Below are 24,155 nucleotides of genomic sequence, written 5' to 3'. Positions count from 1 at the left end.
CTCGGCCGAACGGGGACGCCCCCGCATCCGCTGCGGGCAGCGAAGATCATTCACCCGGTCAGCCGGCTGCGGTCCACCCCTCAGCGGGCCGCTCGTTGGCACCTCCCGGCGGGTCGCTTCAAGATTGCGATGAACCGGTCCTGCCGCACACCACCTCACCAGAGGTCCACCGCCCCAGGCGATTTGACTGGATGACGCGCGCCCAGCCTGTGGTTCGCGTCGGTTCGGTGTGTGGCCGCTGAACCGCTGGAGTCCGCCGGCATGGCGATCAGCGCCGGCGCGCGGACGGGCCGTCCGAGGGATTTTCCCCCCGGACGGCCCTTACCGCGCTGTTAGTTGCCGCTGGGAGCCTCCTCGGTGGCGGTCGGTGCGGCCTGGTAGCGGCGGGGCTGGGCACAGGTCATGACGGCCTCGCCCCGGCTGACCATGGTGACCAGGGCGTTGGAGATCGCGCCGGAGGATCGCCCGAGTGCCTGGGAGATCTTGGTGGGGGACCAGTCCGTTTCGGGGTTGGCCCGCAGGTGGTCCAGGATCATCTGGTGCAGTTGGCCGGGCGCGAGCCGGGACCCGCCGCTGGTGGCCGTGGAGGCGCGCTTGCGGGCCGGGGGGCGCAGGTGGGTGCCGCAGGTCGGACAGCACTGTGCGGTGGACACCGTGGGCGCGTCGCCGCCCGCCGTGGGCCCGGTCGGCTCCTCCCCGGCGGCGGCTGCTCCTGCGCCGCCGCTCTCGGGGTCGGCCGGGCGATTCGCGGTGGCCCCGGGGCCGGGCGCGTCGTCCTCCCCCAGAGTTCCATCTATGGCGAGCGGATGGGCGGTCAACTCCGCGCTCTCAGTGGCGTCCGGGGTGTTCGAGGTGTCGGTCTCTTCGCTCGCCGGGTCGCCCTGCGGCGCCTGGCCGCCATCGCCGTCGGGGTGAACCGGGGTCTCGGGGCCGCGCTGCGGCTCGGTCCACTCATCAGTGTTCTCGGCCGCCATCGGCACGGTCAGGTCCTCGATCGCGGCGCCTGCCTGTCCGCTGCCGTCATCGGGGTCGGCCACGCCGCTATCGGCGGCCTCAGGGGCCGGTGCTCCGCCCGGGGCGGGGTCCTCCGCCGGGAGGTCATCTGCGGCGAGCGGGTCGGCAGTCAACTCCGGGCTGTCCGGGAGCGTGTCGGTGTTCGGGGCGTGGCTCTCATCGTCCACCTGGTCCTCATGCGGCGTGCCGCCGTCGCCTTCGCCTTCGGGGTTGGCCGGGGTGTGGGTGTCGCGCTGCGGGTCCGCCGCCTCGTCAGCGTTCTCGGCCGCCTCCCCCGCCGGTGCGGTCTCCTGCTCTGCAGCCGGGGGGAGATCACCGGGGGTGGCGGGGTACCAGTGGTCGGGCAGGCGGCGGGTGCGGTCGTTGCCGCCCGGGGTGCGGCGGGCCAGGCCCCGCTGCTCGAGGGCGGTGAGGGCCTTGCGGGCGGCGGAGGGGCTGACCTCGGCCGCGAGGGCCAGGGCGGCGGCGGTCGCGCGCTCCTGTCCGCACAGTTCGGTGTAGACGGCGGCGGTGGTGCCGGTCAGGGCGGTGACCGGTCGGTCGGCGGTCGGGGTGGTGGCGATCGTGGTCTGGGACATGGAAGGTGCCTCCTTGGCTTCGTTGGTTTGCTGGTTGTGCGGTCCGGGGCCGCCGCCGGTGTGGGGCGGCCCCGGGGGTGGATGGGGCGGGTGGGTCAGCGGCGGGCGCATCCGGCGTGGCCGCAGCCGCCGCAGAACCCGCCGCTGGCGCATGCGCAGGTGCAGGGCCCGGCGATGACCCGCTGGCGCGGGACGTGGGCGAGGTGGCTGCGGAACACCGGGGTGGGTGCCGGGCGGGTGGGGGCGGGGCGCAGGGCGGTGAGGATGAGGTCAGCGAGTTCGGTGCGGTTGGTGGTGGAGGTGGCGTGGGCGAGTGCGAGGTCCAGGCCGGGGGCCAGGGCGCCGGTGGTGGGCAGGGCGAGGGTGAGCGCGAGGCGCAGCGTCATCTCGCGCTCCAGGAGGAGGTCGTATCCGGCGGGCAGGGTGCGGGTGGCATGCCTGGATGCGGCGGTGAGGGCGTGGGTGAGGTTGCGGGCGCGGTTGCCGCGCAGGTCGGTGGCGGCCTGAATGGCGGCGGCGTGGAGGGTGATGGTGAGTCGGTCGGTGATGGCCGTGGGGGTCTTGGGCGGCTGACCGGGGATCAGCAGGGTGCGGTCGGGGGTGGCGGGGAGTTGGGCGAGGGCGGTGAGGAGGGCGGTGCTGCGAATGGGGCGCGGCCAGGCGCGGTCGCGGCCTTCGAGCGCCGGGGCGGGGCTCGGGGCGAGGAGGCCGTGGGGGTTGAGCTGGGCGGCGTGGGCGAGGCGGTAGGCGCTCTCGCGGCGGACGAGGTCGGTGTGGCCGGGCGGCAGCGCGGGGCCGGGGGCGATCCGGTGGATCTGGCGGTGGGCGTCGGCGAAGCGGTCGTCGGCGGTGAGGGCTGCGGCGATGGCGGTGGCGAGGACGGTGGCGGCGAGGGCTCGCAGGCCGGGCAGCGTGGCGGGCGTGGGCTGGTGGGCGGTCATGGCGGGTGGCTCCGTTCTCGGGGAGGAGTCGCCGCCGGGGCGGGGCGGCGGCGAGGTGGCGGTCGGTTGTTGACAAGGTGGAAGCGTTCGAGCGGGCGGGCTCCGGGCAGTCGGACGGTGTCGGCCCGGGGTGGCGGCGCCGGTCGGGCGCCGCCACCCCGGGTCGGGTTGTCAGGCCGCGCCGTACAGGTCGTCGTAGGGGTCGTGGTGGAGGTCGAGCCAGGCTTCGGCGGGCAGGTAGCCGATCTGGCCGCCGTCTCCGATCCACACCACCCCGGTCGGGGCGCCGTCGGGTCCGGTGAGGTCGGTGTCGCCGGGGCCGGTGGTCGGGTTGATGCCGGGGGTGGCGGTAACGGTGCCGACGTAGTGCTCGAAGGGCCACTGGGGGTTGATGGCCAGGCGCACGGGGGCGGTGGGGTCGAAGGCGGTCAGGGTGGTGATCAGGTCGGCGACCGTGCGGTGACGGGTGGTCATGATCGAGAGCCTCCAGGCTGGGTGTGTCGCGGTCGGGGCGGGGCGGCCATCGCGGTGTCCGGCCGCTCCGGGCGGCGGTGGGTGGTGCGGTCAGCCGCGCATGGAGCCGAAGTCGCAGGTGTCACGGTGGCCGGGGTCGTACAGGAAGGTGTCGTCGGCGCTCAGGTCTGCGGGCACGTCGGACCGGTTGGCGGGGGCGAGGTCGGTGATGCGGATGACCGTCCAGACCGGCACGTCCGCGCCGCATTCGGGGCACGCGTCGAGCAGGCGGAAGGGGTCGTCGTCGTACAGCGGGGCGCCGAGGATGAACCGGTACACCGCCTCGGTGCCACCCTCGTCGGCCCAGTCGGTGACGGTCAGCAGGAGCGGCTCGCCGCTCTGGTGGTGGCGGCGCAGGCCGTCGCTGGTGACGGTGACCCGGTTCACCGGGACGCCGAGGAGGTAGGCCAGGCGCAGCTGTGCGGCGGCGGCCTCGTCGGGGCGGGCGGGGTGGGCGAAGAACGGGTCGGTGGCGGTGGCGGCGAGGTGGTCGGCGGCGGCCTGGGCGCGCGCGGCGATGCTTCGGGTCATGACGGTTACTCACTTTCGGGTGGTGGTGGCCGGGCGGGGGTTGCCCGGCCACCGGGGGCAGAGGGGTGGTGCGCGGTCAGCGCAAGGTGGCGGGCAGCGGGGCGTGGGGGTTGGTGGTCCAGGGAAGGAGGTGGCTTGCCCAGTCGGCCTGGGTGCTCTTCCTCCAGTCGGTGCGGATGATCTGCAGGCCGTCGGGGCGCAGGAGGTAGATCCACTCGTGCCAGACGGCGTCGACGTTTTCGTGGGTGAGGAGCTCGGGCGCGTCTGCGCGGTCCCCGTGGCAGAAGCACCGGTTGGGCCACGCCCCGGCCGGGTGGGGGCGGGTTTCGGTGTAGCCGGGGGTGGTGGTGAAGTCGAGGCCCAGCTCGTACCAGCCAGCGGGGTGCTCGTCGAGGTAGAACCGGGCGGCGGCTTGCGGGTCGCCGCCGAAGTGGCCCTGTACGGCGGCCAGGAGGATGGGGATGCGGGTGGTGGGGTGGCCGTCGCTGTGGACGTAGCGTCCGGCGTAGCCGTCGGGGGTGGGGCGGGCGATAACCGAGCGGATGCTCATTTCGGGCCTCCATTCCGTGCGGGTTGGGCGGGTTGTGCGACGCTGGGGGTGGGTACCGCCCCCGTTTCGGTCGGGGGCGGCACCCCTCCAGTGCGGCGTCAGGTGAGGGTGACCCGGCCCTCGCAGGCGCGGGGGATCTGCTGGTCCTCGCGGGTCAGCGGGGCCCGGTCGGCCAGGGCCCGGCAGAACGCGGCGATCAGGCCGGTCGGGGTGCCGGTGCTGAACACGGCGTCCCACAGGGGCCTGCGGTAGGGGGCGGGGGACGCCCAGACCGTCCACCGGGGATCGCCGGTGAGGATCTCGTGCTCGACGCCGCCCCGCGCGTGCACCCGCACCTCGACACCCGCGCGGCCGTCCGGAGCGGTCCACCGCTCGACCGTGCGGCCCGCGCCGGTCTGCGGGTCGCGGTCCCACCCGGCCTCCCGCAGGACCGCCAGGACCTTCTCGACGCCGTCGCGGCCGCCGTCGTCGGGCTCGGCGAAGGCGGGGTCGTCGGGGTTGTAGCCCTCAGCCCACTCGGCGGTGAAGGCGCCCATGAACTCGTAAGGCATCTGGTCGGAGAAGGCGGCCATCCAGGTGCGGGGGCCGTGGTGGTGCGGGCGTGCCCAGGCCTTCCACAGTCCGACCGGCTCCGGATTGTCCTCCGGCAGGAAGCCCAGGTAGGCGCGCCCGCAGGGGCTGGTGACGTGCCGGTTGGCGAGCTCGTCGCTCCAGCCGTGCCAGCCGGTGTCGCCGTGCAGGGGGGCCATGGCGTCGTCGGCCTCATGGCCGGGCCCGGCCAGGTAGCGGGGGCTGACGTACACCTCCCACTCCTCGCGCCCGCCGGTGGCAGTCGGCTCCGGGAGGACCGGGGTGGGGGCCGGGGTGAACGGGCCCGGGTGACTGCCGGGCGGGGCCGCGAAGGTCGCGGGGGTGCAGGTCGTGTCGGTCATGTCAGGGTCTCCTTCGTTTCGAGTGCGGGCTCGGGTGAATGCGCAGGGCCGCATTCCGGCATTTCCCCAGAAATTCCTATTCCTTTCCTTTTGCCGGGCAGCGGGCACAATTCACCCGTCGGCGGATTTCTCGGGGGTTTTGGCGGACTTTCCGCCGCCCGGTTTTCCCGGGCACATTTCTAAGATAGCTCGATTACGGGGCGTCGTGAAGTCGTACCCCGGGCTCGGAAATGCTGGAATTCCGGGGTTTTTACGACGCCTTGTGTCGTGTAATTCCAGGTGCACGACGCGTTCGGTCGTCGAATTGTGATCGCACGACCGATTCACAGGACACGGCCCGGCGGCGCGCCCCGAATGTCACCCGTTCGGGTGCCATTCGGGGCGCGGGAAGGCCGGCACTTCCATGATCACCACGGCGGCCCCGGGCGGCGGCCCCGGGCGGACGCTTCCCCACCGCTTCGCTGGGGCACCGCGCCCGCCGGGCCGGCAGGCGGCTCAGTTGGGGCCTGGGCCAGCGGGGACAGGCGAGGGCGGGGCAGGGACGGAGAAGCAGACGCAAGAGAGCGGGGAGGAGAGGAGGTGACGAGAGGTCAGGGAAGACGAAGGAGAATGACGGGACCGGAGGGAACGAGCCGGAGTACGGGCCGGGCCGGGCGCGTGAAGACCGGGTGGTACCTACCACCGGGTATTGAGTCTGGCCCCGCCGCGCGCCCCCAATCGGCCGCTGACCTGCCGGTATGCCGCAGGACGGGGTGTCCCCTCTGAGGAAGGACACCTGGGGGGACGCCCAAGGGACGACACCCAAGAATCGACACCCCACCGGCCATGGGGTCCGGCAAGACCGGGGCGACTCGACAGGTGGCAGATCCGCCGCGGGCCGACCGAAGCCCAAAGCTCCCGGGGCTGTGGCACCGCTGCGACGGACCGGGAGGCTCCACTCGGGCTCGGTGAGGCTGTCGGCGGGGGTCAGGTGGCGGGTGCGGCGACTGGCGTACGTCCATTCACCGCCCGGGTCACGGCCGGGGTTGGCGCTTCGGCGCGGCCGGGCCCGGGCGGTGAGGGGCAGGCCGACCGGGGACGGGGTGGCTCGTGGCGGGGTTGGGGTTCAGGAGGTCCTGAAAGGCGCGGGTGGTGCCGGGGGTCGGGCGTTCGTCGATCTCCGCCAGCCTGCGGTGCAGGCGTTCCTGGGTACGGCGGACGGCTTCGGCGCGGCCGAGCGAGGTGTGCAGGCGGGCCAGGCGCAGGTGGAGCTGTTCGTTGTAGGGGTCGTGCTCCAGCGCGCGCTCCAGCAGGCCCAAGGCCTCTTCGGGGTCTGCAGCGCTGGTAGCGAGCGCCCCCAGCGCGTTGAGGGTGCGGCGGCGGGCGTCCTCGCGCGGGGCGGTGAGCCAGGCGCGGTCCATCCCCTCGCACAGTTCCCCGTGATACAGCTCGACGGTGCACCGGTGGGCGGCGAGACGCTCGGCCGGGTCGGTGGCGGCGGTGGCGCGCCGCACGGCGGCGTGGAAGTCCTCGAGATCGGTCGTGATGAGCGCGGGGTCCAGGCGCCACAGTCCGCCGGCGTGCAGGAAGACGCTCAGGGAAGTGGTCGCACCGAGCGCTGTGCGCAGGGCCCCGCGAACGCTCTTCTTCGCGGTGTGGAAGGCCTCGGTCCCGCTGCCGCCCGGGTCCTTCTCGGGCCAGACGGCCTCCAGGATGGCGTCCTTGGTCGAGCCTGCCGGGTGGCTGGCGAGATAGGCAAACAGCTCGCCCGAGTAACCGGCAAGTCCCCGGGTGACCACCTGGCCCAGCGCCGTGACGGTGAGCGGACCCAGCAGGCACACGGCCACGGCGCATGGCGCGGCGAGGGTGGCGACCGTTCCCCCGCCGGAGACCGCGGCCGCCTGCGGTGTCCCCTCCGATCCACTCACCTCGTCCGCCCGCGCGCCAAAGCCGACCGGGGCCGGCGCGTGAGCGAATACCGACTCGGAGAAGAGTTCGCCCTTATTCGAATTCCCGCCGAGTGCTTCTCCGGCTTCAGGCCCCGGAGATGTATCCCTTTGAGAATCATTATCCGGAATCTCGCTACCGTCGGGATGAGAGATGTGATCGACGAGCGGGGAGGCCTCGCCATGGTCCGGCCCGGGCACTACCGGGCTGGTCGAATTATTGGTCGGTGAATGGTCGCCGGGTCGCGATTGGTCGTTTTCGGGGATGAGGCTCAGCAGGATTTCGGCGCTGCGCATGGGCAGGTGGAAGATGCGCAGGCGATCGCTGGGCGGTGTTCCGTTGGTGGTGGCGTTGCCGTTCGCCTCGACGTGGCAGGCGAGCCCGTCTGCTTGGGAGAGCGTCACGTCGGTGAGCAGGATCGCGGCCAGGTCATAGGTGCGGCCGGCTTTGAGGAGCGCGCTCAGGCGCTGGTGCTGACGCGGGTCGTGGCGGGCGAGCAGGACCAGTGGCCCGGGCTGATGGCCGTCGACCGCGCGAGGGTTGTCCTGGTGCAAGCGGGCACGGCGCAGGAGTTCTTCCTCCAGTACGCCGAGGGCTTCTTCCAGGTCGGCGGCCAGGTGGCAGGGGGCGAGCTGGCGGTCGGTGAGGCCTGGTGCCAGGCGCGTGACCTCGCTGCGGGGCAGGAGCAGGCGGGCGCGGCCCGCAGTGGTCAGGGCGCTGGCAAGCAGGGCGCGGGCAGCGTCGTCGGCCCCGGGTCCGGCCAGGGTCAGCATCGGATGCTGATGCCCGGTCAACAGGTCGAGCAGTCCGTGCTGCCGGGCACCGCGGGTGGCGAAGGGAAAGTCCCCAACCGGGACTGGAGGTCCGGCGGGGTCGGTGCTCGCGTCCGGGTGAAGCCGGGTGATCCTGCGCATGGCCGCCACCAGCGCGGTCTCTTCGGGCCGTGGCTGGTCCTGGCTGGCCGGGTCGCCAGGGCGGTAGTCGCGTCGGCGGCGCAGGGTGCGGCGCACGGCGGCGGCGCTCAGCGCTACGGCCACCGTCACGGCGAAGTATCCGGCCTCACTGGGAAGCTGGATTCCCGGATCGGATGCCTCGTGCGGTGTGGCGGCGCGAGTGGGCTCGGCCGTCTGGCGAGTGCCGCTCGCTGGCGAAGGAGCCTCAGCGCTGGGGGCGGCCTGCGGCGGAGCGGGCGCCAGCGGTACGGTCGAGGTGGAAGGTGGCGGGCTCGGAGTGGCTGGCTGTACCGGGCTGGTGATCGCGACCTGGGGCGTGCCGGGCAGGAGCATGGTCCAGCCCGGGTAGACCCGGTCCGGGTCGCTCAGGTGACGCCCGTCGGACTGCGGCAGCATCTTGTTAAGTTCGTAGATCTCCCTCCACCGCAGCGGGTTGTCCAGATGGCGCTCCGCGAGATCCCAGAGCGTGTCCCCTGGCCCAACGGTGCAGGCGCCGGGCGCCTGAGTGCGGGCGGCAGCCGGGGCGGGGGCGGTGCTGGGTGTCGGTGGTGCGGTGATGGAGGGATCGGCGGGTGCGGTGGCAGTGATCGGTGAACTCCAGTCGGCCAGAGTCGCGTTGCTGCGGTGCGCGGGTGTGCTGCGCAGGCTGGTCGCGATGGCCAGGACGATCGCCCCGACGAGCAGGCCGGCGATCGTGCGGCGGGCGGTGAACGCGACCGCGTCCGGGCCGATCTCGCTCAGCAGCGCGGCGAAGTGGACGGCGTGCCAGCACAGTTCCCGCGCTGTCTGCAGCAGAAGATACGCCCACAGCACCCAGCAGAGGCAGTACAGGAGTTGCAGGAGAAGGAACTCGGACAGCGGGTTGCTCGCCCAGACGGTGATCTCGTCCAGGTCGGGCAGGTGCTCGGGGCGGAACTGCTGGGCGTAGTGCAGGAGAAGGTAAGGCAGTCCCGCGAGCAGGCCGGCCAGCACCCCGGCCGCGCCGAGGGCGCGCAGGAGCCGGCCGAGGCGTTCGAGGAAGGTCATGGCGTGTCGGCCTCTTCGGCGTGCGCGGTGGCGGAGGCGCTGACGTTGATGCTGGAGATGCCGATCAGGGCGAGAAGTTGGGTGCGCTGGGTGCGGTGGACGGTCACCGTCGTGCTGTCATTGTTCGCCGTCGCCTCGCCTGTGGCCCCGGCCGCGTGGACGTAGGCGAGGGCGGCCTGTTCGGCGTCGGCGGTGCGCAGGGTGAGCGGGTGCTGTTCGCGCAGCCGTTTCAGGTCGAGGTGGCGGGCGCCGTCGCGGGCGGCCTCCTGCGCTTCACCGTAGGCGCGGACCTTCGCGGCGAGCGCCAGGCCGCCGTCGACGGTCAGGCCTAGCAGGGTGAGCAGGCCCATCACGACGACGACGGTGAACGCCGTCACCGAGCCCTCGTCCAGACTACGGGGCCTCGTGCGCTGGGAGTTCGGGTTCATTTCGGCTCACTTGTCGTGCGGTAGGTCTCCAGTGGAGCCGTGAAGGTCTCGGTGACGGTGTGGTCGCCCGCCCACGGCAGCGCGGTGAGGTCGGCCAACGATGCGGTGCAGGCAAGAGTGACGCTGACCTGCCCTCCCGGGTGGAAGGCGGCGGTGTCGGCGGTGACCGCCAACTTCGGGCAGGCCAGCCCGGTGCCGTCGAGCGCGCCGCGGGCTGCCTGCTCAGCGGCTGCGGTGGCGGAGGCGGGTGTACGGGCCAGGGAGGCGGCGCGAGCCGCCTGGTGGGCCGCGTCCGCGACGTCGAGGCGGGCCGAGACGAGCCGACCAGCACCGACGGCGAACACGAGCAGGGTCAGCAGCAGTGGCGCGATGAGGGCCATCTCGGCGGACACCGAGCCCTCGTCGCCGCCACGCCCCAAACGGTCGGGCACGCGTTCTCCTCCGTTCGCGGATGGGCGGATGGATGTCAGTGGTCGGGCCCTGTGAGATGTTCAACGGGGCCGGTGGCGTGCGCGCTGACGTGCAGGTCGAGGAACGGCAGGACCTTCACGACACCACCGCTCACCTCGACGCTCGCCTGGGTGACAGTTCGGCGTACCGTCAGTTGCGGGCCGGTCAGCGTCGCGGAGCCGACCGCCCGGAGCAGCGCCTGGCCGTCCGCCTGCCCGGCTTGGGCCGTGGCCCGCTCGGCCCGGGCGGTGGCCAGGGCCCGGGACGCGGCGGCCTGGGCGATGTGGTGGGCGTGGACGGCCAGCGCGAACTGCACGATCGCCAGCAGCATGAGCAGCAGCAGCGGGGTGGCGATGGCGAGTTCAGCGCTGGCCGCTCCCCGGTCCCGCTCAGCGGCGGGGGGTCGTCGGATGCGGGGCATTCCGGTGTCCTAGAAGTTGAGGGCGTTGGCCTTGTCGAGGACCTTCGTGGCGAGGATGCCGAGAGCCGCGATGCCGCAGGCGACGAGCAGCGCGGTGATGATGACGGTCTCGGTCGTGTAGCCGCCGTCGGGGTTGGCCCTGCGCTTGGCGCTGACCTCTGCGAGATGAGCGGCGAAGCGGCGTCGGGCGGTGCGGACGACGGCGCGGGCCTGGGTGAGGGTGGGGCGCATCAGCGGGCTCCTTACGGGAGAGGGAAGTTGAAGGGACTGCCGGAATTGGATTCTCGGTTTCGACGAACCCACGGACGTTTCAGAGGCCGGCGAGGGCGTGGGAGAGGGCCGGGTAGCCAATGAAGAGGAGGAACCCGGCGAAGAGGGTGACCACCGGCAGGCTCATGCGCTCGGTGGCGGAGGCGGCGTCGGCTTCCGCCTCGGCGAGCAGGTGGCCGCGCAGCGTGGCGGCCTTGCTGGTCAGTGAGGCCTTGACCTTGGCGCCCTCGTGGCCTGCAAGTGCGGTGGTGGCGGCGAGTTCCGTCAGTTCCGCCACCGCCAGGCGCTCCCCCAGTTCGCCCAGCGGCGTCCAGGGCGGAGTGCGGGTGACCTCCGCCTCCCCCAGGGCCCGGCGGAACGCGGTGAACGCAGGGCCCTGGCCCGCGCCCGCCGCGTCCGTCAGTGCCTGCTCCACGCCGGCGCCACCGGACAGGGCCACGACGGTCAGGTCCAGGAACGTGGACAGGGCGTGGCGGACCTCCGCCCGGTAGCGGGCGGCTCGCTGACGCAGCGACAGATCGGGCACGACGGACAGCAAGCCCGCCAGGGCCACCGAGCCCCAGGCAGGCAGCGCGGGAGAACAGTCCAGGCCCGCCATGGCGACCAGGGCGGTGAACAGCCAGGGAATGAGCAGTCCGGCCAGCGCCGAGGTCGCCTTCTCCGCCAGGTGCCGCTCGACCGGGACGGCCAGCGTGCGCAGGTCACTCACGGTCTTCTTTCCCGGCAGGTGGCAGAGCACCAGCAGCGGAACCATCCGTGCGCCGAGACGCGCCGACCAGCCGCCGGCATCCGTGGTGCGCGCGGAAGGCTTCGGCGCGGGTGGGGTGGGTGTGAGGGCTTGGGCGAGGGCGGGGACGGACGGGTGCCAGCCGAGCCAGCACCACCAGGCCCCCGCGCCGAACCCGGCCCCGATCAGGAGGTAGATCACGCGAGAGGCTCCGTCGTCGGGTCGGCGAGCAGGCGGGCTGGCTCGGTGAAGGTGGCGATGCGGCGCAGCCAGCCGAACGAGCCCGCGAAGAGCGCGCCGACCAGCAGGAGGACGAGTTGTCCGGTGGCGGTGTCGAAGGGTTGCAGGTAGGGGCGGTTGAGGACGATCAGGCCGACAGCCATGGCGAGGGTGGTGCCCACCACGATGCGCACGGAGGTGCGGATGCGGGCGCGGGAGGAAGCGGTGCGGGTGCGCATCAGGGCCTGCTCGCGCGCCGACGCCGCCAGCCCCGCGAGGAGGTCGCCGAGCCGTCCGGCCTGGCGGCCGGAGGCGCTGATCAGCGCGATGACGACCAGGTCGCCGAGCGGATCCGCGAGGTCGTGTCCCATCTGCCGCAAGGCGTCGGGCAGGCGTTGTCCGCGTGCGACGCGCTCCGCGCACGCGGTGATCTGCGGCCGTACCGCCGCCGGGGCAGTTGTGGCGGTGGCGAGCAGAGCCTGCTCCAGGCCTGCGGCAGCGGCGAGGGTGTCGCGCAGCTGCTCGGTCCAAGTGGCGATGGCCTCGATCCGGGCGATCGCCTGCTCGTGGCCCTTGTCCCGGCCGAGCAGCCCCGGCAGTGACCAGCTGGCGAGGGCGGCGAGCGGCGCCGCCAGCGGCCAGCCGGTGGCCACCAGCGCAAGAAGCGCGGCCAGGGCCGTGGTCGCGAGCCGTCGACCGGGGCGCGGTGGCCGGTGTGTACGCCACCACCTGGCGATCTGGCCTTCTTGACGCTCCGTTGGTTCGGTCGGCCGCAGCCCGGCATGGAGCAGCCACGCCCCCGCACCGAACCCGGCGCCGAGGACCAGCACCGCCAGCAGCGGGGCACTCATGACGACCACCCGCCGGTCAGCGCGGGCGGCTGGTAGCCGACCGCGGTGAGGTCCTCCAGCGTCGACGTGCGCAGCGGGGCGGCGGGCTGCGCCCGGCGGTCGGGCCCGGGTCGGTAGACCTCGTTGGAGATGAGCTGGCCGCCGTGGGCGTCGATGATCTCGCGGATCGAGGAGACGGCCCGGCGCCCGGCCGTGTCGCGGGTGAGGTGGATGACGAAGTGCACAGCGGAGGCGACCAGCAGGTTCGTGGCCTCCAGGCTGAGACGTTCAGGTGCCTGGACGGCGTAGGCGGCGAGCTTGGTGAACACCCCGCGCGAGGTGGAGGCATGGATCGTGGAGAGGGAGCCGTCGTTGCCCTGCGACATGGCGTTGCACATCGGCACGACCTCCGCTCCCCGGATCTCGCCGACGATCACCCGGTCCGGGGCCATGCGCAGGCCCCAGCGGACCAGTTCCGCCTGGTCGATCGCGCCCTCGCCCTCGATGTTCGCCTCGCGGGCCTGCATCGGAACCACGTCCGGGTGCAGGCCGTCCAGGTGCAGGCCGAGTTCGAAGGTGTCCTCGATCGTCACCAACCGCTCCGCGGCCGGAATCTCCGAGGCCAGGGCGCGCAGCAGCGTCGTCTTGCCGACGTTCGTGCCCCCGGCGACGATGACGTTCTTCCGCGCCAGCACCAACGCCCGCAGCAATGCCTCCAGTTCAGCGTCGAACGCCCCCAGGCGTCGCAGCTGCGGCAGCGTCGCTCGGGGATACCGGTGGCGGCGGATGGAAAGGGAGACCCGGCCGGAGACGGCCATTACGGCGAACATCCGAGAGCCGTCCGGGAGCTGCACGTTCAAGCGCGGTAGCGCGCGGTCGAACCGGCGCTCCTCCGCGCCCCCGCGCGCGGCGACCGTGCGGATCAGCTCGACCAGCTCGCCGTCCGAGGTGGCGATCGGTGCGACCTGCTCTTTGCGGCCGTCGGCGTAGCGGACGAAGACGGCGTCGCAGCCGTTCGCGTCGATGTTCTCCACGCCTTCGTCGTCCAGCAGCCCCTGCAGCCCGCCCAGACCGAACAGCGCGTCGTGCGCGGCACGCAGTGTCCGCGTTTCGGCGTCCGTGTCCAGGGCCTGCCGGGCCTGGCCCAGGAGCCGAGCGGTGTGGCGGTCCATCGCCTCGCTGAGAAGCCGCTCACCCACCGCCCGGCGCTCATGGCCTGACATGGGACGCAGGCCTGCGTCCTCGCGCCGCTGGGCCTCTGCGACGAGGAGCTGCGCGACCTCGGCCCGCAGCGCCTCGCTCAACTCCCCTGCACCCGAGGCACTTCCATGGCCCGCGACCATCGCGGGAATGTGTTGCGGGGTGGTGGTCATCGGCGCTCGCCTCCCAGTGCGGATGCCAGGTCGGCCCGCTCGGCGGCAGAGGCTGCCGCTGGCTGCGGATTCTCATCGGGCGCAAGGTTCTCGGGGAGCTGTCGTTCCAACTCCATGGCGAGACCCCGTGCCGCGTCCATCAAGGGATGGCGGGCCTTGGCCGGCCAACGGCGTCTTGGCATGGGCGCGCCGCGCAGCAGAGCCCCACTGGCGGGGTCGTACGGCAGCATCACGCACGCGTCGGCTCCCAGAGCCGTCTCCACCTCTCTCGCCGGCCACGCGCACCGGCCCACAACCGCGACCACCAGGAAATGGATGCTGGGCCGCAGCCGGTCCGCGGTCTCCGCCGTGTGCGCGAGCGCCTCCACCGAACCGCCGCTGACCAGAATCAGCGCGTCCGCGATGCCCAGCAGCGCTGTCGTCGCACTGGCACCGAGGGGCAGTCGGCCGCAGTCCGCCAGCACCACGGCTCCGTCGAGCTCCGCCTCCACCCATACCGGGGCCAGCGCGTCCAGCGTGGCCGCGCACTGCCCGGCCTCCGCCGGGGCGATCACCATCTCGACACCTCCGGGCAGCCGCTGAGCATGCTCACGCAGCGACGCCGTCGTCACGCCGGCACGGCGAGAGCCGGCTGCCAGACTCACCAGCCCCGGACTCTCGCGCATCCCGAAGCGCAGCAGCGCGTCACCACCGGCCGCGTCCGCCTCTACCACCAGCGGGCGAACCCCGCCCGGCCAGGCAGCTGCCAGCGCCAGAGCGAGGGTGCTCGCACCGGGTGCGCCCTTCGCCGAACCCACCACGATCAGGGCCATCAGCGCGCGCCCCCTGCCGGATCGGCGCCGAGCAGCACCACTGCGGGCTCCTGGTCAGCCACCAGCCGCCCGGCCTGGTCGGCCGCGACCCGCAGCATCACCACCGCGCCGCCCGTTGAGCCGCCGCCCGGGCGAACGTCCAGCGTCATCGCGGTCACGGGCTCCGCTGCGACAGGGCTCGCCCCGGTACCACCGGCAGCGGCTGCTGGGCGGGCCTCGTACACAGCCACCCGGTCACCGGGACCGAGAGTTGGCGGATACCTGCCTTCCTTGAGCGCCAGCGTCACCACCGCCGACCCCGCCGGCGTGGGCCCCTGGCCCAGCAGGTCCTGCGACAGCAGCAGGCCCGCCGGAAGCGTCGCGTTCACCTTCTGCCCCACCACCAAGTCCTGGCGCCCTGCCGCGATCACCGCGGTCCCGCCCTCGGCGGAGACCAGCACCGGCTTCACATCAGCGGCCGTCAGCACCTGGCCTGCCGTCACCGGCCTGGCCAGCGCGAGCACGTGACTCCGATGCCCCGTAGCGATCGCCATCACGCCGAACAGCAGCGCACACACCGCCATGACCGACAGCCCCGTCAGCATCCGCCGCCGACCCCGACGCTTGACCGCCGCGATGCGTACCTCCTCCCCCGCAACCGCTTTGGTCAGCTCCGAACCAGGCCGATCGCGCCGTGACCGCGCGGAGGGAACCTTCAAGGTCAGCATCAACGCACCACTCCTCAGATGATCTCGACCGACACCGTTCACACGGCCTCAGCGGCCACTACCTGCAACCACCAGCGACTGGACCTCCACCACCTTCACCGGCAGCACCGTCCTCGTCGTCAGATCCGGGAACGCCCCGCCCTGTCCGGCCCCCGACCACGTCACCGACCAGTGCGCCGTCACCACCGCCTGGAACACCCCGCCCGCCTCCCCGACCGACGGCCGCTCAAAGGTGTGCCCGCAATCCGGAGAAGCCGCATACGGATCGGAGTCCGGCCCGTACGGTGTCCCCGGCCCCCGACACACCACCGCCGTCGCGCCGTCTCCCAGATCCCAGGTCACCGAGGAGGGCCTCGCCTCTGCCGTCACCTCAACCCCGGTAACCGCCACTGTCGACCGCACCGGGGCCCAACCGGCCTGCTCGACCCACAGCCACGACGGCACCCTGACCACCTGACGGGCCGTCTCCACCGGTGACATCCTCACCACTGGCTTTGGCAAGGCCAGTTGGGACACGGCTTGCTCCGCCAACACCTTTGGATCGACCGCCGGTGCAGCATCCTTCTCGTCGGTAAGGGATGCCCACAGCGGAGTACCGGGGATTCCCGTCTCCCCGAACGAGCCGTGCGGAAGAGTTCCACCGCAGTCCAGCCAATACCACTGGCCTCGCTCTCCGGTCGGGAGTTGTTCGACAGCCGACAACGTGACCGGCTTGCACACGGGCGTCGCTGCGGTACCAGCACTTGAGCCGGGTGGCGGGTGAGCACCCGAACCCGGAGGCCCCGATTCCTGAGTACCCTGCAGCGCAGCCGCGAGGTCACAACTGGAAATCCCGCACGTGGTGCTGCCGGTCGGCACCTCCTTGTCGGCCAACGCCGGACCAGCCATGACGACGGCAAGGACTACCTCGGCAATCATCAACTGCCAAGCCCGTCGACCGGTCAGCACGTACCAACCTCCCCGACGAGCTGCTGGCTGACCCGCCACGATCCGTCCGCAGCCCTGGTGATGGCAGAGGCCGAGCGGTGTCGACCGCCCGGCGTGTCCTTGGCCGGCTTGCCGTCCGTCGTGACGTTGACCCAGTTGGTACTGTCGAGGCAGTCGGCGACCTCCACCCGGTCCGGCGCCGCAGCCGGGGTCACCGATGTCACCTTCGCCTTCCAGGTGAGCCGTCCACGTCCGACCCAGCCACGGGTTTGATCCCGTGCCACGTTCTCGGTCCAGAAGCTCAACGGCTGGCCGAGCATGTGCTGCGCGAGACGCGGGTTCTTGTAGTCGGACGTCTCCGAGACAGCCATGATGTCCTCCCACATGGCGTCATACGCGGCGAGGGCCTCCGGGGGTGCTGGCACGCCCGACCACGAAGGAGCCGACGCGGCCGAAGCAGAGCCTGAGACAGTCGGCGCAGGGCTAGCGGTACCGAAGATCGAGGCGGATGCCTTCGATGTAGCCTCCACGCTCGGTGAGGCTCCGCTCGTACAGCCAGCCAACCCCGTCAGGCACGCCAGGCTCACCGTCCAGGCCACGATCCCCCTGCCGCCACATAGCCGAGTCGACTCCACCATTGCCTCGCCTCCCGCTCATCACCTGGACCACGAAGAATCCGGCGCCGCGCCCCAGTACCGGTGTATGACGACATTCATCACGAAAAAGATGCGGATATCGACTGTTTTCACACGGAAGAGTGCAAAGTCCGACAAGCTTCCGAAGTAGCGGGTGCCCCTGGGGCTGTTCGTCCGCCTCGCAAGCTCGGTAAGAAACCCAAGCAGCCCTGTTCATCACCGAGTTGTCGATTGCTCAGGTGTCGGCCAGGGAACCGGAATCGGCATGGGAACCACCTCGACCGTTCCCACCGGTGTCGCCGGCGACGCCGACCCACCGGGGCCGGTACGACTCCTCAACGTCGGACCGCATGCCGTCAGAACGGCCAGGCACGCGATCACCACCAAGACACGAAGCGCTCGACAGGCTCCGATTTCGGCGGTCATGTCTGCCATCGCTGTATCTCCCTGGTGTCCGCAGGCCCACGAAGGACCCGGTACTGATCTCTCAAGTACCGGTGTACGGCCCGCTCCCGCCGCGCGCCCAGCACCACCGGGACCATTCACAGGGACGGAGGACAGGTGCTCCGAACTAACGGCCCCATCCAGGCGATTTCTCTGAATGCGACACGCCACTGTCCTATGCCATCCAGTCGGGTCGCTTGACACTCAATCTGGTCGATCTGTCCCGCCGTGCCACTCAGTTGGTCGGCGAAGTACAGCGACGCCGGCAGACGGCAGCTGGCCTGCATAGACGTAGGGACGCAGCAGTGTCGGGGAGCTCGACGGACCAGATTGGATGACACAGGACCACCGCTCGCCTGTCCCATGACCTCGGCACAGTCGCGGGATGTCCAGTTCGCGATCACGTGAGGCCAAGGATGGGCACCGGGCCGACCGCTCGGAGCGAAGCCATAGCCGCCGGGCGGCAGACTGCTTCCATGGACACATCCACCTACGGGGGCCCGGCAACCGTCCTCGCTGCGGGCCCCCCACGAGCAGACGGCCTGGTCGGGCACTCTGCGGCCCGATGAGCCGGGTGAGGACTTCCGGGTGTTGCACGAGAGCCACTCCGGAAGGCTACGACTCTATGACGACCGGGAGGGGGACTTCGTATTGACCCACGTTGTGCAGAGCTACATATTTACCGTCAAGGCGATCAGCGCGGAGCCGCGAACTACGTGCTCGCGGTCCCAGTCAGCCAGCCGCTCACCGGCCCGCCCGGCAAGCCCGCCCCCGGCCGGCGGCAGATCAAGCGTGCCGACCACCTGCTGCCCTACGCGAAATGCCGTGACCAGTGGGAACGCCGCTCCTGCGGAGAGGGATCCAAGGGCCTGCGGTACTACGACTGGACCCTGTTCGGGGTCAAGGTCACCGGGCAGGAACCGGCCGACGGCTTCGAACACCAACTGCTGATCCGCCACTCCACGCACAAGAAGAAGCTCGCCGGCGGACGCTACGACTACGAGTACGCCTACTTCCTCGTCCACGCCCCCGTCGGGACTCCCGCGAGCGTGGCAATCGGCCAGGCCGGGATCCGCTGGAAGATCGAAGAGGACAACGAGCAGGGAAAACAACTCACCGGTCTGGACCAGTACCAGCCGGTACCCGCGGGAGATCATCCCTCAGCAGCCAACGTGACAGCACCTCCTCCACCTCTGGCTGCAGGACGGCGGCCGCGAGCGGGGCGCGGCACTGGCCGCCCTTGACGACCATCAGTACCCGGCACGGCCGGTCCAGGCGGGCATCGGCGTCCACCTGGATCACACCCACGCAGGCCATCTACTCCCGCTGCCACTTCGGGTACCGCTCTCCTCATGGACGAGGCGGACCTCCCACCACAGGTCATCGAGCCTTCTCCTGGCCGCCTTCTCCGCCCCCGATCGGTCGGCAGAGGAAGGACCAGCGGAGGGCAGCCCGCCCGGCGGCTGGCGTCCGCCGACCCGCGCGCCGACCACCCTGGTAAGGCACTCCGTGTAACCATGGTCGAACACTGCGGCGCTACCCGGTCAGCGAAGATCGCAATGGCAACCCGGCGGACCGGTCTGATGGGAGCTGTGATGGATTGGAGCAGCCTCGCCAGCGGCGTACTCGGTGTACTAGTCGGCGGATCGATCACGGCCGTCACGGCCCATCACCAATTGCTCCGCGGCCGACAGTGGAACGACGCTGAGGCATTCGGCCCTGCGCTCCTGCTCCTGGACTCCATCCGCGACGACCCGCACGCCAACCTCACCGCGAAGTACATCGAGGCCTGTGAACGGCTGCACGTGGTGGCCGCCGGCCACCCTCGGAAACACGTCCGCAAGAATGCATTGCGCGCACTCGGTCAACTCGTTGCGGCTTACAAGACCCAAGAGACAAAGAAAGCCGACGATGCGATGATCACCTTGATCAACGCGAACCTCAGCCGCCCCTGGCTGGACCGCCCTTGGCTGATACGGCACGACCGACCGCGATACAAATCGTCGTGGCGTTCTCTCAACTGAAGCATCGACACCGTGGTCGCCGGAGAACCTCCCAGAGAACCCCCGTCCGCTCGGCCAGCAGCCGCAAGTGCACCCCGCCGACGTGCCCGACCTGCCCCCGGCCGTCGGCCGACATGGCCAGGCCCTTGCACCACTCTGTATCGTGCACCGAAGAGGTGCCCCCGCCTTCACGTTGATCAAGCCCTAGACAAGCCAGATCATCGCAGGTCGGGCGGCACCTTCTTTCATTACCTCACACAGCGTCACCAAGCTTCAGGCCACCCATGAAACACCGAGGACAGGTCCGCAAGTGGACCCCGTGGCACCGCAGCATCACCTGCACGATGCTCGCCCACGCCTTCCTGGCCGTCCAACGTGCCCACCACCTGAACTCCCCGCCCGCACTCCCGTGCGAGGAACCGGCCCACACCCACCATGGCGCCGACCCGCCCGCACCCCAGGACCCACCCCCGTCGGCACCTGATGTGACCATGTGCCAGGACAGTCCAGGCAAGACCGGTCCGATGATCCGACTGACCGTCACCGCACTGGCCGGACTCCTGACCCTCACCGGCCTGGCCGTCCACCACAGTGACCAGGAACTCCTGCGCCAGCACCACTGGCGAACCGAACACCAGACCGCAGCCGCCACTAGCCACTAGCCACTAGCCACTACCAGCGACGCGGCGACCCCCTCCCCGCGCACCTCCGCCCGAGCGATCCAAACCGATCAGATAAGCAAGATCTGCCCCTGTAGTACTAGTGGAACCAGGCGCCGAAGATCGAGCCACGGGAGACGCTGTATCCCGTGATCCTCTCGTACAGGTCGATCGTCTGATCCTCGGTCAAGGCGCAGAGGTAGTCGCAAACCGTGCGGGCTCGGCAATACTCTTCTGTGGCCATCACGCCTGGATTGTGAGCAGCAAACTCAAGGACGCTTTCATATCGATTGCGAAGATAGTTTGGAATTTGACTGGTGAACTTCGAGGCGGGTTCATACTTTTCCAGCATTGCCATCAGTTCGGCCAGTAGGGACTTGATGATCGCACTTTGACCCTTCTGGGCCACAGAAAGACTCGGCTGCTTGATTACGTAATACCAAGTGAATTGCTTCAATGCTTCTACTTGATACTGGTGGTCGATGTCCACCTCGACATATGGGGGATGATCCAGCCCTCGCACGCCAGTGCAGAACAGCTGGTGAAGCTTTCGCTGGACGCTGTTAAGCTCATACCGGTCGTCCCTCGTGTCCGACCATGGTTCCTCAAGCTTGAGATCGGCAACGAGTCGATCATACTGATCCTCAAAGCGATCCGGATCGAACTGGCTGTATCTGTTGCCTAGCTCCTTCTTGGCAAATTCAATGAACCTCGCACGCCGTGTCATCTGACCTTTCGAAGGAAGATGACTCTCAAGGTGGATAATATCGAGAGGAATCAGTCCCGCTCGAAAATAGTCGGCAACGTCATGGATGGCATAGGATACATCGTCTGCCCAATCTACCAGGGCCGCCGCAGTTGAGCGGACCTTCGGGTCGGAGTCGCGAGACGTCGCCGCCGGCGGGCTGAGGCGAGCGAACTCAAACCACTCCCGCTCGCTCTTGTACACGCCCCACTTGACACCGTAGCCCCTATTATGCCACTCGTGGCTACTTCTACCATCCGATACTTCATGCTTGTACTGGGGATATTTCAGCATCGCATTCAAGGTGGCTCGGGTGAGGTTCAACCCGTCCATGCCATTCTTGCGCGAGGCGAGCCGGGTTACGAGACGGAAAGACTGGGCATTCCCCTCAAAGCTGGCTCCAAATGACGCTAATTCCTCTTGCAGGACTGCCTCGGCAATGTGACCAAAAGGCGGGTGCCCGATATCGTGGGCCAACCCTGCAGCCTCCACGATGTCCGCCAGCCAGGACTTATCTTCTATGCCGAACAGGTCATGGTCATTCACCAGCTGCTGGGCCATCCTTCGCCCGATCTGGGCGACTTTGAGGCTGTGAGTGAGGCGATTATGCAGGAGGTGGTGCTCACGCACCGCCGCGACCTGAGTAACTCCAGCTAGGCGACGAAAAGCCGAGGAGTACAAGATCCTGTCACGGTCATTTTGGAAGGCTGACCGGAAGTCCGGGGAGGGAACACTGTCTTCCTCATCCAAGTAGCGTTGCTCATCAAATTTTGGAAAATTTGAAGTACTCATGGTCTCGCCCGAATCGTGAGTCACTGCACTCAGCGTGCATCAAACCCTTGTCGTAGGCAGGAGGCTGTGAACCTTGAGGGGCCGTCCCGATCTTCCAGACGGACGACAGACGGGGGCAAATCACTTCCAACGGTACGGCAGAAGCGCGGGGATCGCTCGCTCGTCGCAATCCAGGACCGGGCCCTCGCCCAGATCCCCGACGCCCACCGACACGGCACACCCATTCTCATCTGCGCCGACAGCGCGTGCGAGACCAAGGCCTTCCTCGCCCACATACGTGCCCTGCGAAAACGCGGGACCCACACGTCCTTCTCCGTCGGACACACCGTCACAGACCAGGTCCGCACCGTCATCCGCGCTCTGCCTGCATCCGCGCTCTGCCTGCATCCGCGCTCTGCCTGACCGTGTCTGGCGCCCGGCCCTGGAACAGGACGGTTCCCTGCGCGTCGGCGCCGAAGTCGCCGAACGGACCGGCCTGGTCGACCTCGCCGGCCACCCAGGCGGCACCCGCATCGTCATGCGCCGCGAACAGCCCTACCCCGGCGTGCAGCTCTCTCTGTTCGACCAGACGAGGGCATGCGCCACTAGGCATTCCTCACCAACACGCCCATCGCCGCAGGCGGCTCGATCCAGTATCTGGAGGCCCTCCAGCGGGCCCACGGCAGGGTCGAGGACCACATCCGCTGCGGCAAGACCACCCGCTTCGGCCGCTTCCCCTCCCGCCACTTCGCCATCAACCAGGCCTGGCTGGAGCTGTCCCTGACCGCCATCGACCTGCTCGCCCGGGCCAGGACCCTGCTACTGGAGGGCGGATTCCCCACCGCTGAGCCCAAGAAGCTCCGCTACCGGATCCTGCACGCAGCGCCCGGATCACCAGCGGAGCCCGTCGCCTGTACCTGCGGATCGCAGCCGTCTGGCCCTGGCGCCACGAACTGGCCGCCGCGTTCAGCCGACTCGTGGCAGAGAGTGGATCAGAACCATTCCTGGTGGCCGCTGTCAGGCCGGGTCGCGCACGACAGCAGGGCAGACCTAACCTGAAGATGGGAAACGGCCAACTCAGAGAGCACGGGTGAGTGGGCATGCTTCACGTCCATACACGCTGGGCTGCTGCCATCGGGAACTGGAATCTCGATGTTGTAGGCAGCTTTCCGGAAGTCACAAGCGCCCCACGGACTTACGACTGGGGACGGGTCTGGCTCAGCGATCGCAAGGACTCCCCAGGGGAGCTGGAAACCCCATGGCGGACCGTCCCGGGCGAGGCTACCCACACAGTGGCCGTGTACGAAGTCGATTGCCACACCGCGAACGGATCTCAGCGCGTCATCGGGGTGGCCTCGCCGGATCCTGTGGACACCGCCAGTTTCATGGCGCGACTGGAAAAACGTGCACCCGAGGGCGGCGTCTCCCTTGGCGCGATAAGAATAAGACTGAGCAGCAAATCCATCGCCTCCTTCATCAGAAAGGTGCAGGTGACAAGCTTCCGCGAGGATTCGGAGACTACATCCAGGATTACTCAGTTCCGCCAGCCCGTGTCACCATGGGTGCTGCAGGTGGTCGATTTTTCGTCCATCGGCCTGCTCTTCGAGTCAGACAAGCAGGTACACCTGAGTTTGTTCGACGACAACCAGTTCTTCGTATCCAACGAAGATCCAGCCGAGGTGGGCAGACTCGCCTACGAGATGTCGTCGATGTGGATTGTGAGCGACGAAAATGCAGGCCTCGGATAATCGCCTTCAGGTCAACCTGATTGCCGAGACATCACCGGACCGACTCACGAGCTCGGACGGCAAGCACAAGGTCACCCTGGCCAACTGGCGTCAGACGAATTTGTACGACGTGCACATCCGAGTGGACGTGTCGGCACCGCCAGCCCCTTCGCTTCAGATAAGCGGCACGGCTGCTAACGGGGCGATGATTCGTCCGCAGGGACACCGATGCGAACCCTTCGATCTCAAGAAACAGCCGGGGATCAACGGCAGTCATCAGATCTCGACCGACGCCGACTGGTCGGACTACCTCGACACCAGCGGAACGCTAGGCAGTCCGCCGCCCAAGCGGTTCTCCCGGCACTGCGACACTGTCATCGACGTCGGGTGATCCGATGCACATCGGAGCCGTGGGCATCGCTGTGGCCGCCGCATCGTTCGTGCAGCTTGCGCTCACCGAGGTGGTTGGGCGGAGCTTTGACGGCTCCGGGAGCAAGCTTCTCTCCAAGGAGGCCGAGAAGGACAAGGAGGGCGAGCTGGACCTCCCCCCGCTAGAGCAACGCCGGAAGGTCGTCATACCGCTCATCGCGACGATCTGCGCTCTCGCCGGCGATGCCGCAGCCGTCCTTACTGGGCTGGCGTCCACTGCCATTGCGATCATTGTGGTCGGCGGCGTGTGCGTTGCAGAAAAGAAGGCCTGGCTCTGCGTTCCCCTAGCGATCTTCCTGGCCCTTTCCATCTGGGCCTTGATCCTCCTTTCCACGAAGCTCGCCGGCGCAGCGCTTCGCAATAATCCAGACGATCTGCCGCCGCCCCGCGGAGCTCTTCGTCGCTTTGGCACCCGAGTCACCCGACTCAACCTTCTGACGCCATACAAGACGACTCTATTCGCGATGAACCTGGCCAACATCGTCGTTTCCGCGCTTCTGTTGGGCTGAACGGCTGCTGGACGTCTTCGGACTCACAAGAGGCCACAGGTGCTCACCAAACACCAGGGTGAGCACCTGCCGGAGTGGCTCGACGCCGTCCGGCAGGACGATCTT

At 69.5% G+C, this 24,155-nt stretch carries 26 protein-coding genes; 7 read left to right on the top strand and 19 right to left on the bottom strand.

What is annotated here, in order from left to right; all coding sequences use genetic code 11:
• Positions 1 to 332: 332 nt before the first annotated feature.
• The 18 genes from BR98_RS34165 to BR98_RS34080 form a co-directional block, all read right to left on the bottom strand.
• Positions 333 to 1,592 carry a hypothetical protein gene (locus BR98_RS34165; protein WP_035851165.1) on the bottom strand — a complete coding sequence of 420 codons (1,260 nt, stop codon included), beginning with the start codon at positions 1,590 to 1,592 and terminating at the stop codon, positions 333 to 335.
• A gap of 95 nt (positions 1,593 to 1,687) precedes the next feature.
• Positions 1,688 to 2,533 (bottom strand): hypothetical protein, encoded by an 846-nt coding sequence (locus tag BR98_RS34160; RefSeq protein WP_035851163.1) that lies wholly within the window; start codon positions 2,531 to 2,533, stop codon positions 1,688 to 1,690.
• Between the two features lie 171 nt (positions 2,534 to 2,704).
• The gene (locus tag BR98_RS34155; RefSeq protein ID WP_035851161.1) at positions 2,705 to 3,007 is read right to left on the bottom strand and encodes a hypothetical protein; all 303 of its coding nucleotides are present in this window, start codon (positions 3,005 to 3,007) and stop codon (positions 2,705 to 2,707) included.
• 90 nt (positions 3,008 to 3,097) lie between these two features.
• Positions 3,098 to 3,577, bottom strand: coding sequence for a hypothetical protein (locus tag BR98_RS34150; protein WP_051970815.1), 480 nt, complete (start codon positions 3,575 to 3,577; stop codon positions 3,098 to 3,100).
• 76 nt (positions 3,578 to 3,653) lie between these two features.
• Complete coding sequence (locus BR98_RS36890; protein ID WP_051970813.1) at positions 3,654 to 4,127, bottom strand: hypothetical protein; 474 nt, start codon at positions 4,125 to 4,127, stop codon at positions 3,654 to 3,656.
• 98 nt (positions 4,128 to 4,225) lie between these two features.
• Positions 4,226 to 5,059, bottom strand: a complete 834-nt coding sequence (locus BR98_RS34140; RefSeq protein WP_035851158.1) for a DUF317 domain-containing protein — start codon at positions 5,057 to 5,059, stop codon at positions 4,226 to 4,228.
• A 1,013-nt stretch (positions 5,060 to 6,072) separates the two neighbouring features.
• Positions 6,073 to 8,964: a BTAD domain-containing putative transcriptional regulator gene (locus tag BR98_RS34135; protein WP_035851156.1), complete on the bottom strand. Its 2,892-nt coding sequence runs from the start codon at positions 8,962 to 8,964 to the stop codon at positions 6,073 to 6,075.
• Complete coding sequence (locus tag BR98_RS34130; RefSeq protein ID WP_035851153.1) at positions 8,961 to 9,392, bottom strand: pilus assembly protein TadG-related protein; 432 nt, start codon at positions 9,390 to 9,392, stop codon at positions 8,961 to 8,963. Before BR98_RS34130 ends, BR98_RS34135 begins: the two co-directional genes overlap by 4 nt.
• Positions 9,389 to 9,823 carry a TadE/TadG family type IV pilus assembly protein gene (locus BR98_RS34125; protein WP_035851146.1) on the bottom strand — a complete coding sequence of 145 codons (435 nt, stop codon included), beginning with the start codon at positions 9,821 to 9,823 and terminating at the stop codon, positions 9,389 to 9,391. The genes BR98_RS34130 and BR98_RS34125 overlap by 4 nt, the downstream gene beginning before the upstream one ends.
• 35 nt (positions 9,824 to 9,858) lie before the next feature.
• Positions 9,859 to 10,263 (bottom strand): TadE/TadG family type IV pilus assembly protein, encoded by a 405-nt coding sequence (locus tag BR98_RS34120; RefSeq protein WP_035851142.1) that lies wholly within the window; start codon positions 10,261 to 10,263, stop codon positions 9,859 to 9,861.
• 9 nt (positions 10,264 to 10,272) lie between these two features.
• A complete protein-coding gene (locus tag BR98_RS34115) occupies positions 10,273 to 10,494 on the bottom strand; it encodes a hypothetical protein (protein WP_035851134.1) in 222 nt (73 codons plus the stop codon).
• A gap of 79 nt (positions 10,495 to 10,573) precedes the next feature.
• Positions 10,574 to 11,461, bottom strand: coding sequence for a type II secretion system F family protein (locus tag BR98_RS34110; RefSeq protein WP_035851131.1), 888 nt, complete (start codon positions 11,459 to 11,461; stop codon positions 10,574 to 10,576).
• Positions 11,458 to 12,330, bottom strand: coding sequence for a type II secretion system F family protein (locus BR98_RS34105; RefSeq protein WP_035854836.1), 873 nt, complete (start codon positions 12,328 to 12,330; stop codon positions 11,458 to 11,460). Before BR98_RS34105 ends, BR98_RS34110 begins: the two co-directional genes overlap by 4 nt.
• Positions 12,327 to 13,682 (bottom strand): CpaF family protein, encoded by a 1,356-nt coding sequence (locus tag BR98_RS34100; protein ID WP_083977340.1) that lies wholly within the window; start codon positions 13,680 to 13,682, stop codon positions 12,327 to 12,329. Before BR98_RS34100 ends, BR98_RS34105 begins: the two co-directional genes overlap by 4 nt.
• Positions 13,679 to 14,494 carry a hypothetical protein gene (locus BR98_RS36885; RefSeq protein ID WP_051970811.1) on the bottom strand — a complete coding sequence of 272 codons (816 nt, stop codon included), beginning with the start codon at positions 14,492 to 14,494 and terminating at the stop codon, positions 13,679 to 13,681. The genes BR98_RS34100 and BR98_RS36885 overlap by 4 nt, the downstream gene beginning before the upstream one ends.
• A complete protein-coding gene (locus tag BR98_RS36880) occupies positions 14,494 to 15,201 on the bottom strand; it encodes a hypothetical protein (RefSeq protein WP_051970808.1) in 708 nt (235 codons plus the stop codon). The genes BR98_RS36885 and BR98_RS36880 overlap by 1 nt, the downstream gene beginning before the upstream one ends.
• Before the next feature lie 48 nt (positions 15,202 to 15,249).
• Complete coding sequence (locus tag BR98_RS34085; protein ID WP_407639552.1) at positions 15,250 to 15,681, bottom strand: hypothetical protein; 432 nt, start codon at positions 15,679 to 15,681, stop codon at positions 15,250 to 15,252.
• A 461-nt stretch (positions 15,682 to 16,142) separates the two neighbouring features.
• Positions 16,143 to 16,499 (bottom strand): hypothetical protein, encoded by a 357-nt coding sequence (locus BR98_RS34080; RefSeq protein WP_157538075.1) that lies wholly within the window; start codon positions 16,497 to 16,499, stop codon positions 16,143 to 16,145.
• 1,424 nt (positions 16,500 to 17,923) lie between these two features.
• On the opposite strand from BR98_RS34080, the gene BR98_RS34075 reads away from it, so the two are divergent.
• The 3 genes from BR98_RS34075 to BR98_RS38675 all read left to right on the top strand — a co-directional run bounded on the left by BR98_RS34075 (position 17,924) and on the right by BR98_RS38675 (position 19,872).
• Positions 17,924 to 18,451 carry a hypothetical protein gene (locus tag BR98_RS34075; protein WP_051970804.1) on the top strand — a complete coding sequence of 176 codons (528 nt, stop codon included), beginning with the start codon at positions 17,924 to 17,926 and terminating at the stop codon, positions 18,449 to 18,451.
• A gap of 351 nt (positions 18,452 to 18,802) precedes the next feature.
• Positions 18,803 to 19,231, top strand: coding sequence for a hypothetical protein (locus tag BR98_RS34070; protein ID WP_035851123.1), 429 nt, complete (start codon positions 18,803 to 18,805; stop codon positions 19,229 to 19,231).
• A 263-nt stretch (positions 19,232 to 19,494) separates the two neighbouring features.
• Positions 19,495 to 19,872 (top strand): hypothetical protein, encoded by a 378-nt coding sequence (locus BR98_RS38675; RefSeq protein ID WP_083977336.1) that lies wholly within the window; start codon positions 19,495 to 19,497, stop codon positions 19,870 to 19,872.
• Between the two features lie 97 nt (positions 19,873 to 19,969).
• Here BR98_RS38675 and BR98_RS38670 read toward each other — a convergent pair whose 3' ends face one another.
• Entirely contained in the window at positions 19,970 to 21,430 is a 1,461-nt protein-coding gene (locus BR98_RS38670; RefSeq protein ID WP_083977334.1) for a deoxyguanosinetriphosphate triphosphohydrolase family protein, read from the bottom strand.
• A 585-nt stretch (positions 21,431 to 22,015) separates the two neighbouring features.
• Here BR98_RS38670 and BR98_RS42725 point away from each other — a divergent pair.
• The 4 genes from BR98_RS42725 to BR98_RS34040 all read left to right on the top strand — a co-directional run bounded on the left by BR98_RS42725 (position 22,016) and on the right by BR98_RS34040 (position 24,050).
• Entirely contained in the window at positions 22,016 to 22,444 is a 429-nt protein-coding gene (locus BR98_RS42725) for a transposase (RefSeq protein WP_083977747.1), read from the top strand.
• A 239-nt stretch (positions 22,445 to 22,683) separates the two neighbouring features.
• On the top strand, positions 22,684 to 23,133 hold the full coding sequence (locus BR98_RS39915) for a hypothetical protein (RefSeq protein WP_157538073.1): 450 nt from the start codon (positions 22,684 to 22,686) through the stop codon (positions 23,131 to 23,133).
• On the top strand, positions 23,117 to 23,503 hold the full coding sequence (locus BR98_RS39910; RefSeq protein WP_157538071.1) for a hypothetical protein: 387 nt from the start codon (positions 23,117 to 23,119) through the stop codon (positions 23,501 to 23,503). The genes BR98_RS39915 and BR98_RS39910 overlap by 17 nt, the downstream gene beginning before the upstream one ends.
• A 4-nt stretch (positions 23,504 to 23,507) precedes the next feature.
• A complete protein-coding gene (locus BR98_RS34040; RefSeq protein WP_035851096.1) occupies positions 23,508 to 24,050 on the top strand; it encodes a hypothetical protein in 543 nt (180 codons plus the stop codon).
• Positions 24,051 to 24,155 lie beyond the last annotated feature (105 nt).

The organism is Kitasatospora azatica KCTC 9699 (assembly GCF_000744785.1).
GTDB classification, from domain to species: Bacteria; Actinomycetota; Actinomycetes; order Streptomycetales; family Streptomycetaceae; genus Kitasatospora; species Kitasatospora azatica.
This window is presented reverse-complemented; position numbering and strand designations above follow the sequence as displayed.